10 protein-coding genes are annotated in these 11,659 nt (G+C 63.4%); 3 read left to right on the forward strand and 7 right to left on the reverse strand.

The window, feature by feature from the left end; translation table 11 throughout:
* From SH809_10510 to SH809_10525, 4 genes are all read right to left on the reverse strand, one after another.
* Positions 1-425: HAD family phosphatase (locus SH809_10510; protein ID MDZ4700126.1), on the reverse strand; the 425-nt coding region annotated here is incomplete at its 3' end.
* 40 nt (positions 426-465) lie between these two features.
* Complete coding sequence (locus tag SH809_10515; protein MDZ4700127.1) at positions 466-729, reverse strand: hypothetical protein; 264 nt, start codon at positions 727-729, stop codon at positions 466-468.
* Entirely contained in the window at positions 726-1,619 is an 894-nt protein-coding gene (locus tag SH809_10520; GenBank protein ID MDZ4700128.1) for an MFS transporter, read from the reverse strand. Before SH809_10520 ends, SH809_10515 begins: the two co-directional genes overlap by 4 nt.
* A 508-nt stretch (positions 1,620-2,127) precedes the next feature.
* Positions 2,128-2,385 (reverse strand): hypothetical protein, encoded by a 258-nt coding sequence (locus SH809_10525; GenBank protein ID MDZ4700129.1) that lies wholly within the window; start codon positions 2,383-2,385, stop codon positions 2,128-2,130.
* 146 nt (positions 2,386-2,531) lie between these two features.
* Here SH809_10525 and SH809_10530 point away from each other — a divergent pair, with 146 nt between their 5' ends.
* Positions 2,532-5,225 carry a PQQ-binding-like beta-propeller repeat protein gene (locus tag SH809_10530; GenBank protein ID MDZ4700130.1) on the forward strand — a complete coding sequence of 898 codons (2,694 nt, stop codon included), beginning with the start codon at positions 2,532-2,534 and terminating at the stop codon, positions 5,223-5,225.
* Positions 5,226-5,249: 24 nt separating this feature from the next.
* Positions 5,250-6,287, forward strand: coding sequence for a DUF6588 family protein (locus SH809_10535; protein MDZ4700131.1), 1,038 nt, complete (start codon positions 5,250-5,252; stop codon positions 6,285-6,287).
* Positions 6,288-6,656: 369 nt separating this feature from the next.
* Here the strand turns inward: SH809_10535 and SH809_10540 are convergent, their stop codons facing one another.
* Both SH809_10540 and SH809_10545 read right to left on the reverse strand, forming a co-directional pair.
* Entirely contained in the window at positions 6,657-7,757 is a 1,101-nt protein-coding gene (locus SH809_10540) for a hypothetical protein (protein ID MDZ4700132.1), read from the reverse strand.
* A 181-nt stretch (positions 7,758-7,938) separates the two neighbouring features.
* On the reverse strand, positions 7,939-9,231 hold the full coding sequence (locus tag SH809_10545) for a CsgG/HfaB family protein (protein ID MDZ4700133.1): 1,293 nt from the start codon (positions 9,229-9,231) through the stop codon (positions 7,939-7,941).
* Positions 9,232-9,673: 442 nt separating this feature from the next.
* On the opposite strand from SH809_10545, the gene SH809_10550 reads away from it, so the two are divergent.
* On the forward strand, positions 9,674-10,345 hold the full coding sequence (locus tag SH809_10550; protein MDZ4700134.1) for an HDOD domain-containing protein: 672 nt from the start codon (positions 9,674-9,676) through the stop codon (positions 10,343-10,345).
* Here the strand turns inward: SH809_10550 and SH809_10555 are convergent.
* Positions 10,325-11,659, reverse strand: a 1,335-nt coding sequence (locus SH809_10555) for a DNA recombination protein RmuC (GenBank protein MDZ4700135.1), incomplete at its 5' end; no start/stop codon positions are given. The genes SH809_10550 and SH809_10555 overlap by 21 nt on opposite strands.

Below are 11,659 nucleotides of genomic sequence, written 5' to 3' on the forward strand. Positions count from 1 at the left end.
ATGTCATCGGATGTGATGACGACATCAAAGTAGCGATCCAGATCGAACTTCCGAAACGCGAGCTGTTGGTTCTGGCGCGAGGCGGACGTCGTCAGCGCCAGCGGGTGGCTGCCGGCGATGGTCGAGATGAACGGGAGGACGTCGGGCACGGGGAGGAGTTCGTCGATGTACGACTCGTACAGCAGCCGGCGTTCCTGGAGCAGGGCCTCGGCGTCGAGCGGCCGGCTCGCGTGGTTGTCGATCATGAAATGGACGATTTCGCGATCCGTGCGCCCCTTGTAGGCTTCAAACAGATCCGCCGGCACCGCCATCCCGTGGGCCGTGAAGACCATTGTAGCCGTACGCTCGTGGAGCGGCTCGGAATCGATGATGACGCCGTCCATGTCGAAGATGACGGCATCCAATGCGCTGAGTACGGGTTTCAAGTCGGTCGGCATAGGGTCTGGATAGAAATCGAGGGGGTATTCACGTGGAAGGCGCCAGCCGGCTCCGCAACGTGAGCGTCAACGAGAAGCCGGCGAGGAGGAGGATGCTGATCAGCACCAGGAAGGCGGACCATCCGGCGCGGGCGTAGACGAGGCCAGGCAGGTACGAGCCGGCCGCCCCGCCGACATAATAGATCGTAATGTAGAGGCTATTCACCGTGGCCGCGTCATGATTGGTCCCCTCCGTCAGCGTGGCCGCGATGACGGCGTGGATCAGGAAGAAGCCGGCCGTCAGGATCGTCACCCGATAAACATCGCTTCAACGGCCGGCACGACCGCAAGCATCGCCCCGGCCGCCATCACCAGCAGGCTCGTCACGATGGTAGGCCACAGCCCCCCGATGGCCTCGGCGATGCGGGGCGCATTCACCGAGACCACAAGGCCCAGCAAAAAGCCGAGATAATAGAGGGAGATGCGACCCTGACCGATCGCGGGATCGAGCGCTTCGAGCCGAAAGGGCATATAGTTCAGCAGCCCGGTCATCGCAAAAAAACCGAGGAAGACAATCCCGTAGAGGCGCATGAGGCGGGTGTCCTGCAGCGTATCCAGGTAGCCGCGCAATGAGCCGGGCCGGACGGTCCGAGGCTCGCTCGCCGGCTCTGCCGGCAACAGGCTTGTCAGCGCCCCGACAGCCAGCGTCACACCACCCAGCAGCAGGAAATAGGACGGCCAGGGTTGGGACTGCGACAGAAAGCCGGCCACGATGCGCCCGCACAATCCGCCCGCCACCGACGCGGCGACATAATACCCCATCGTCTGCCGGATCGTCTTCGAAACAACGATGATATACGTCATCGTCGCTGCCAGCAGACCGGAGATCAGCAAGCCCTCGAAGAGCCGGACGAGCTTAAGCATCCCGAACCCCAGCCCCGACGCAAACGCCAGTTCACTAAGGCCCAGCAGCAGCAGGCACACACGCAACAGCCGGCGCGGCGCCATGTGCTGCATCGCCCACCCCGATACCAGCGGCCCGACGGCCATGGCCAGCAAACTCCAGGTGATGAGTGACGCCGACGCCGTTTCGGAAATCGCCAGGGACCGGCTCAATAACGGAAGCAAAGGCTGGATCCCGTACAGGGCGGCCATCCCGAGGAACGTGCCCGAAACAACCAGAAGGGTAATTAGGAGCGACATGCGTAAAGACGTTAAAAGTTTAAAGTTTAAAGTTTAATACTTCGGACACTTTTTGTAGCTGGACCGTTTCTGACGATCAGGCCCCTCCTCGATCCGAGGAGGGGCCTGAATTGTCACGCGGCAGCGCACTCCTTTGTAAACTGTCCGAAGTATTTAAGTTTAAAGTTAAAGGTTAAAGGCGTCGACCTTAAACATTAAACCTTGAACATTAAACCAAAAAAGCATCTTCCCACCGGGAAGATGCTTTTTTACACCACGGAGCGGCCCTCTGGCATCGTCTGACTCACCGATGACCGGACAGATGGGATATGCGAAGCCCTGAACTCACACTATAACCCCTTCGATCGATCGGCACTAAAAGCCGGCAGTGACAGAGCGTGAGGACCGCTCCATGGCGCGTACTCCACCATGGAAATCTCTCTCAGGTCTTCCTTCGTGACACGCCGGCGGGGCTCCGGAAGTACGCCGCTTCTACATCTTCAATTCACACAATACGGCTCCCGCCGGCTCAGTCGCCAAACAGCGATTCCAGGTCGCGGTCGAACGCCGGCCGTTCGTCGACGGCGATATACGGCCGGAAACTCTGGAAATCGAGGTCTTCAAACTCATTTTGCACCTGCTCATCCAGCCACTCTCTTTCCATGAGGCCCATCAGGGATACCCCGTATTCTTCCTCGAAGTAGCGGAGGAGATGCATGCCGGCGGCACCCTCGGTCGGGGCGACATAGCCAACCTGATCCAGAAATTCCTTAATTTTGTCGTTCATTGTCGATGGGCGTTGGTTTCAAACGGTATCGGATCTCCGGGCGCCGGTCTAAACCGCAACCGGGGGCCATTGGAATGACTGACGGAAGAACGAGCCCGACATGAACAGCCTACATACGCATGTCATCCTCTTTTAATAGACTGGCCATGCCCCACACTGGCTTTCGCCTTTTCGTGTACTGCTGCATCGCGGTGCTTTTTACGGGATTTTTTGTCCTGCCAGCACACGCCCAGGACAACACCCTCTGGCCGGGTTTCCGGCATGACAACCAGCGGACCGGGCGGAGCCCGCTTGCCGGCCCTTCGTTTCCGGATGCATTGTGGCAGCGCGATCTGCGCGGCTTCGCGTACGCCTCGCCGGCATTCGGCCCGGGCGGTGTGATTTACGCGGCCTCGGAGAGCCGGCTGTACGCCTACGACCGCGGCGGCGTCCAGCAGTGGACGTTCGACTTCCTGGATGTCGGCCCGGCATCCGTCGACATCCGCGGCATCGTCTCTTCGCCGGCCGTCACGCCCGCCGGCATCGTCTACATCGGCTCGCTCGATGAGAATCTCTACAGCCTCAACGCCAACGGCTCGCTGCGGTGGACGCTCGACACCGGTGGCCAGATCTTTTCCTCGCCGGTAGTCAATGCCGCCGGTCGGGTGTTCGTGGGCTCCCGCTCGGGCAACGTCTACGCCGTCAATGCCGACGGAAGCATCGCGTGGACCTTCCCCACAGACGGCGAGGTGTTTGCCTCGCCGGCGCTCGATACGGATGGCCGCCTCTACGTGGGCGCGACGGACGGCGCTCTTTACGCGCTCAATTCCGCCACCGGCGCCATACTCTGGACGCCCTTCACCGTGGGAAGCGAGTTCGTCTCCTCCCCAGCCATCGCCCCGAACGGCACGGTGTACGCCGGCTCACTGAACGACATCCTCTACGCCGTCGACGGCGACACCGGGCGGCAGATCTGGACCTACGACACCGGCGGGGATATCGTCTCCTCGCCGGCCATCGGCGCGGACGGCACCGTCTACGTGGCCACGCTCGACGGCTTCGTGCACGCCGTCAACCCGGCCAATGGACTGGCCCGCTGGGCCCAGCCGTTTGCCGCGTCGGATCGTATCGCCTCCTCCCCGGCCGTCGGGCAGGACGGGCTCATATATTTCGGGGCGCTCGACGGCGTCTTTTACGCCATCGAGGATGGCGGCAATGCACCCGTGGTGCGATGGACGTACAACGCCGGCTCGCCCGTCTGGTCCTCCCCCGCCATCGGCACCGGCGAGACGCTCTACTTTGTCTCCTCCGGCCTCAACAACGACCGCGGCCTGCTGCATGCCGTCGGGCCGGCGGCGTTCGACGTCCGCTTCCAGGGCACACCGACCGACGGCGAGGACGCGTTGCTCACGATCAACCAGGCCGGCACCACGACCGCCGCGGCCGGCGCCCTCTTCTACCGCCGCGCCGGCGCCCTCGGATTTGAATCGATCAACTTCGCCGGCCAGGCCACCATCCCTGGCGCCGCGATCACGGAAAGCGGGCTCGAATACTACATCGTCGACGACGATGGCGCGGCCTTCCCGGCAACTACGCCCGAGCAACGGCCGGCCGTTCAGCCCGTCCGCGTCGCCTCCGCAACGCCGCCGTACGCATTGACGCCGAGGTCCTACAAAATGATCACCGTCCCGCTCCTGCTGGACGACACGACGCTCGAAGACGTTTTGGGCGACGACTATGGACCGTACGACCCGCAGGCCTGGCGCCTACTCCGGTGGAAAGAAGACGACTTCGTCGAATTCCCGACCCTGGATGACGCCGTGCGGCCGGGCGAGGCCTTTTTCCTCGTCACACGCGACGGTGCGATGTACGACGCCGGCGCCGGCTTCTCGGTGAACACCAGCCTCCTCTACCCCATCGCCCTCCAGCCCGGCTGGAACATGATCGGCAACCCGTTCGCGTTCCCGGTGGCCTGGTCGGATGTCGATCGCGACGCCTCGGTCGTCAACGCCATCGCCTACTACGACGGGGTTGAGATGGTGCAAGACCCCGGCCGGACCGACGTGCTTGCTCCCTGGGAAGGCTATTTCGTCTTCAACGCCAGCGACGCCCCGGTGACGATCGCGATTCCGCCTCTCCTGGCGCCGTCGACAGGAGAGGGACTCGAAGAAGAGATGCTGTTCGCCCGAATCACGGCCACACGGCCGGGTGAATCCGGCGGCGACACCCAGAACTGGATCGGCGCCGGCGCCGCACCGTTCGCCCGGCCCGAAGCGCCGGCCGTTCACGCGGCGGTCCGGCTCTCTCTCATCGACGACGGCCAGCCGATGGCGGTCAGCGTCCGCCCCGCCGGCGGCGACCTCTCGTGGCCGCTGCGGCTGGAGAGCACGGGCTCGGAGCGCGTGGACCTCCGCTTCGAGGGGTTGGCGGACGCGTTTCCGGGGCAGGCCATCCTCCTGATCGACGAGGACTTCGGGTACGCCCAGGCCGTTACGGGCGAGGTGATCCCGGTCGCGCTCTCGGCGGCCTACCCCGAGCGCCGGCTGCGGCTGACGGTCGGTTCGGCCGCCCCGAACGGCATCCCCATCGCCCCGATGCGGACCGCCCTGCTGCCCAACTACCCGAACCCGTTTAGCGCCTCGACCACCGTGGCGTACGAATTGTCCGAGCCGGCGGACGTTACTGTGACGATCTACAACAGCCTCGGCCAGGTGGTAGAGACCCTCGTCCGTGGCTGGCAGACGCCGGGGCGTTACGCGGTGGACTGGTCGAGCACCGGCCGGGCCGCGAGCGGCGTCTACCATTACCGGCTCACCGCCGGGTCCTTCGCTTTTTCGGGATCCATGGTCCTCGTTCGATAACCGCATCGCCTGACATCCCCGAACATGCCCAGATTGCTCTCCCTCTCCGTTGCCGCCCTTGCGATGCTGACGTTCGCACGGCCGATTTCCGCGCAGGACCTCCAGGAAACGCTCAGCCAGGTCGGCGAGATCTACGCCCGCGCGTACGTCGATCCGCTGGCGGAGGCCCTCGGGGCCGACCTCAACACCGGGCTCTTCCACACGGCGCGTGTGGGCAACAACCGCGTCGGGCTTCATTTTTACCTCGGCGTGAAGGCTTCGGCGACGTTTCTGGCGAGCAGCCGGCAGTCGTTCGACCTGACGTACACCGGCACCGTGCCGCTCGCCTTCGACATTGGGAGCGAGACCGTCACCTTCGATGTGCCCGCGACGTTCACCGTCACCGACGCCCCGAGCATCTTCGGTGATGAAACGGCCGGCCTGGCGACTGTGAACGTCCGCTACGACACGACCTTCAGCACGCTGGGCCTCGTGCTGCCCGTCAGGTTCGACTCCACCCTTGCCCCCCGAGAGACCATCGGCGGGCTGCTCCGCACGGACGTCGCACCGCTGCTCGTCCCGCAGGCCGGCCTGGGCACCATCCTCGGTACCGACATCATGGTGCGCTGGCTGCCCACGATCACCGTCGCCGATGTCGGGTCTGTCGGGCTCTTCGGTTTTGCCGTTCGCCACAGCATCAACCAGTATCTGCCCGCGTTACCCGTCGATCTGGCCATCCAGGCAGCCTGGCAACATGTCCAGGTGGATGACGCCGACGACGCCTCGGTGATCGACGCGCGCACGTTTGCCGTCAACGCGGCCGTGAGTAAACGCATCGGCGTCCTCACCCTCTACGGAGGCGTGCAGACGGAGCGCTCCGATATCGAATTTGCCTACGAAGCGGCTGTGGACGGGTCGGACGTAGGGGTTTCCTCGATCCCCGTCCGATTCACTGTAAGCGGCGGCGGCCGGACGCGCGGCATCTTCGGGATGGGGCTGAGCCTCGGGCCGGTGCTGATCAACAGCGACATCAGCGTTGGGCAAACCACGGTGGTCTCGGCCGGCTTCGGGTTTGCGTTTTAAACGCGCTAACGCGTTGAACGTTGAACGTTTTTATGTTGAACGTTTTTATGTTGAACGTTTTTATGTTGAACATTGGTAATGCCCTTTTCTGGCACTTTTCGCCCCACGAATTGACGGTACGCTCGCATCAGGCCTGTGTCATCCTGAACACAGTGAAGGACCTTCGAGCGGCAGATGGCCATCGTCTGATGGAATGCTTCGGATCGCGACGGCCGGTCAGCTTCTGCCCAATGCAAGGATGGTTGCCGGTTTAATGTCTTCGCTGGCGCTGCTGATTCCGCAGTGATTCGGGGGGTCCCCCCGCCTTCGCGGGGGCAGGCTTTCGACAGGCTCTGGATGACAGGTTATAACGCGTTAACGTTCAACGCATTACAACGTAAACGCCAGCCCTCCGCCGATCTCTACGCCCGGGAAGCTGCCGAAGGTATAGACAAATCGGGAGGTGAGGCTGACCTCGGGCGTCAGGACGAATTCCTGGCCGGCGCCGATGTCGAACAGGGTGCGAGCATCAAACAGGTCGGTAGCCTCAAAGTATCTTCCCTGAGTAATGAGGGTGGCATACACGGTCTCCAGCACGCGGACGCGGTAGGACACAAGCAGCCGGCCCTGGGTAGGCTCCGTCCGGGGCGCCGGAACGGATATGCCATTGACGGGCAGGGCGCTCTTCCCCTTGTCGCGAAACCGCCCGAACACCCGGAGCTGGTTCGTCCCCAGTTGGCCGAGGGCCTGGAGCGAAACAGCGAGTTGGTCTCCGGTTTCGTACACATCCACATCGCCAAGTTGATCAGCCTGGTAAAGCGTATAGGTCACATCGGCGGAGAGCGCCCAGGCCTCGCCCAGGCGGACGTCGCCGCCGCCGGTGATGAGGAGTTCGTCGCCGGGTTTAAACGTATCCGCCATACCCACCAGCGGTTCAAAACGGCCCCGGTACTGGTAGGAAGCACCGATGCCGATCACCGCCTGATCGCCGGCTGGAATCGCAAGCGCCACCCCGGGCGACAGGTTCAGACCCTGGCCGAATACCGGCAGCCGAAACCCGTAGAAGTTCTGGCTCAGGAGCGACGAGGTTTCGAACTCCTCCTGCGTGAGAGCGCGTTTGCCGCTCGGCAGATTGGCGCTGAGGCTGAACACCGCGCTGGCCGCGCTAAGACGCTGGTAATACGAAAGTGCGATCTGCGCATCGCTGAACCCCTGCAAGGAGGCGACCTCGTCGCCGGACACCAGCGCGGGGCTGGCGGAGAACGACACCGCGAATGGCCGGCTCACCGGCACAAAAGCCGTAATGGGGAAGCTGACCTGCTGTAGCCGGCTGTCGGCGTCGGCGTCGGCGTATTGCTGGTACACCGCGCCGGTGGTGATCCGGATGGGGCGCGGGGCGCTGCCGATGTAGGCATCCTGGGCAAAAGCGACGGGCGCCACCGCCAGAAGGACGAACAGAAAGGCAAATCGCATGACGATGGGATTTCGCATACATGAGAAGTGGTTACGCGATGGTCAAAAACAAGCCATAAGTCAGTTTCCACACCGTAGAGACACGATACATCGTGTCTCCCTACAAGCCGAGCACTACGTCATAAGGATGAAACACGTCCAGGTCAGCACGACCACCGAGACACGATACATCGTGTCTCCCCGCCGTGCGTAACGCACATTAATTACCCGGCGGACGCGGAGGGTCGGGCAGGTTGATCCCCGAGCCCCCGGCATCGGGCCCCGGCTCGCGCGAGTCGTCGCCTGGGAAAAACCCATTGCCAATGATGGCGTTGAGCAAGGTGAGCCGTAGCGCCATCAGGTCCAGCGAAGCCTCCCCAGTAGCATCCGCGTCGGCTGACTCGGCGATAAATCCCTCGATCTCGAGATCCGCATCCGCCATCGCGCCGGCCTCTTCGGCCTTCACCACGGCTTGCGAGAAGGCAGGGTCGAGCGTGGAGGCTTCGCCATACGAGGCGGCCGCCTGGCCGAAGTTATCGCCGTCCTCTTCCAGCAATCCCCGGCTGAAGGCCAGGAACGCCTGGAGGTTTTGGGTCGGTATAAATTCGATCTGTTGCCGTTCCTCGGCGGTGAGCTCGATGCCAAGACGGCCGATCAGATCGAACACGACGGCCTTTTGCGCGAGGAACAGATTTCGCAGCGCTTCGGACTGAGGATCCAGTTGGACGAGCTCAGACGTCTCGAGCGCCACGAGGGCGCTTTCGAGGCGGATATCGTTGCCGCCGAGCACGTTATAGGCGCCGCTCACCAGCCGGCCGGCGCCTAGCATCCGACCCATGCGCGGCGCCGTGGCCGCGTCCATGTACTGGGATTGAGAGAGCTCGAGTTCGTCCAGTAGCGCCTGGAGACGGATACGCTCCACCACACGCAGCGCGTTCACGCGGGCCAGATCCACCGACATCATCTCTGCCAGACCCCGCGCCAGCGGTTGATACCGGGCGTCGGAGCCCTGATACACCAGCGGAAAAACGGCCACGATGCGCGGCGAGGCGGCGGAATCCGCGATCGAGGCCTCGACGGAGGCGAGCTGCGTCATCTCGTCGCGCAGCATCCGGCGGGAGAGCCAGGCGTAGCGGCCCTGCATGAGCCGGCGGTACGGCGACTCCCGCGATACCTCGGTGTATTTCTCATAAAGCCGGATCGCCGTGTCCCGACGCGCCAGCGTCTCATTCGCCATGCCGAGGTGGAATAACGTCTTGGGATCGTTCGCCTGACGGGCGTAGGCCTGCTCGAGGTAGGCGTTGGCCTCGGTATACTGGCGGGCTTTGAGGTAAATGACCCCCAGATCCCTCAGCGCCTCGGCGTCGGCGGCATTGACGGCAAGCCGGCGCTGCAGCGCGTCTATATCGCGTTCATAGTCCGACAACTCGCCGACAAAGACCGACGGAGCGCAGCCCCACGCCAGGAGGACAAGCGTCGCGGGGACGAGGAGCCGCGTCACGAAGTTTCGCATGATGAAACAGGAACAGATAAGAGGGGAAGCTGAGGAGCAAAACATACAACAGCCGATCCATGCGGCCTTACGGCGCCAGCCAACATACGGCGCGCCACGGGATACTTTCTCCCACAGTCGTTCCTTCCCACTCTGTTTTCAGAAGAACCCGCACAGTGGTTCGGTGCGCCGGCCGGGGAGGGCCTTACAGGCGGGCCCGGGCCTAACCCTATTTTACGTGTAGTCCCTTCCACTTACTTCCCGATCCAAAGGGCACGTTGCAGGTCGGGGAAGCGGTTACGCGTCTCGGACGCCACGATCCTCCACGCCATCGAGGGAATCTTCATTTACACATGCGAAGGCAAAGGACGATGCTTTTCACGAATCCGACCACCGAAACCGGGCCTTTTTGTTCCACCCACTTTCCGGTTCGTCTCCCATTGGGTTACGCACGAACGTCGCTTTGCCGCTGCACATTGAACAGGGTTTGAAGAGTGTGCGGCCGCTTCCGTTTGTCGTCAACAAGATCCTCGAACTGGCCAAGGAGGACCCGGTCGACTTCCGGGCCATGTCGCGCACGGTGGCGTCTGATCAGACGCTGTCGGCGCTGATCATGAGCGTTGCCAACTCGGCCGGCCTATCCGAGCGCTACAAACAGATCGCGTCGCTAAAACAGGCGATGGTCATGCTCGGCCGGCAGCAGCTCGTTCAGATCGTAATCACCTACACCCTGCAAAGCATGCAGGCGATCGGTGCGACGAAATGGCCGCTCGGTGGGGAGCGATTCTGGCGCCACTGCCTGGCGGTCGGGACGATGGCCAGCCAGCTGGCGGTGAAGATCGGCCTGCCGTACCCGAAGGAGGCGTTTATCGCCGGCCTGGTGCACGACATCGGTAAGATCATCATGCTGAACGAGTACAAGACGCCCTACGCGCAGCTCCTTCAGTCGACGCGCAACAACCTGACTCCTCTTTTCCTCAACGAGAAGAAGATCCTGGGATGCACCCACGCCGAGGTCGGCGCCGCGCTGTGTATCCGCTGGAAGATTCCGACGCCGGCCGCGTGCTGGCCTCGGGGATGTACCTGTACCGCCTCGATGTCGACGGGCAGATCTTCACACGGGCGATGCTTCTGATGAAGTAGCCGCACCGTTCTCCCGCTCGGAAGCCGGCGCGTCGATCACCCATTCCGGCGCGTGCAGCGCGCGGGTGGAGCGGTCGATGAGGTCGATGGCTTCCAGTTCGTCTTTGGTCGCGGCGCCGAGTTCCTGGAAGCGCCGGGCCGTCACGAGAACGCGGGATTCGAGTGAGCCCATGGCGTTGTTGTAGCCGCCGACGGCTTTGTCGAGCCCGCGCCGCATCTCGAGGAAGTGGCCCGTCATCGTCCGCAGCCGGTCGTACAACTCCTGGCCGAGTTTGCTGATGTCGAGCGCGTGGCGGGCGATCTGCTCGTGCCGCCAGCCGTAGGCGACGGCCCGGAGCAGGGCTATCAGCGTCGTGGGTGTGGCGAGTACCACCCCGTGTTTCATGCCCTCTTCGAGCAGCGTCGCGTCGTGCTGGAGGGCGGCGCTGAAGAACATCTCGCCCGGGAGGAAGAGGACAACGAACTCCGGCGAGAGGTCGAATTGCGCGTGGTAGGACTTCTGGCCGAGCTGGCGGAGGTGGGTACGGACCTGCGAGGCATGGTCGCGCAGGTACTGGTTGGCCGTCTCCTCATCGTCCGCCTCGACGGCGTCGAGGTACGCCTGGAGCGGCGTTTTGGCGTCGACGATGATCTGTTTGTTGTTGGGGAGATTGACAATGAGGTCGGGGCGGATTCGGCCGGCGGGGGTATCGACCGAGACCTGCTCGTCGAAGTCGCAATGCTCCACCATGCCGGCGAGTTCGACGACTTTGCGAAGCTGCATCTCCCCCCACCGACCGCGGACGGAGGGCTGGCGGAGGGCCTTCACGAGGTTGCCGGCTTCTTTCTGGACCTGGTGCTGCGCCATCGCCATCGAGGCGATCTGCTCGGTGAGCGAGGCATAGGCGGCGGTGCGCGCCTCCTCCACTTCCCTGATGCGGAGGTTGACCTTTTCGAGGGAGGTATTAAGCGGCTTGACGAGTTCTCCCATGGCTTGCTCGCGCCGCTGCATCTCCGCGCCGGCGCGGGTATAGAAGTGGTCGAGGGACGCTTTCGCCAGCTCGGAGAACGCCTTCGTGTTTTGATGGAGCGCCTCCGAGGAGAGTGCCTTGAAGGTGTCGCCGAGGCGGGTCTGGGCCTGATCGAGAAGGGCTGTCCGCTCGGCCGACGTGCGCCGCTCCTCGTCCAGCTGCGTCTGCCGGACGGCCACTTCGCTGGTCAGCTTCGTGACACGCTCCTGAAACTGCCGGCCGGTGGAGCGGAGCGCCTCGAGCTCCTGTTCCTGGGCGCGGACGCGTTGCTCCTGGGCCTGGAGCGCCGCGCGAGC

The sequence above is a fragment of the Rhodothermales bacterium genome (genome assembly GCA_034439735.1).
In the GTDB taxonomy this organism is placed as follows: domain Bacteria; phylum Bacteroidota; class Rhodothermia; order Rhodothermales; family JAHQVL01; genus JAWKNW01.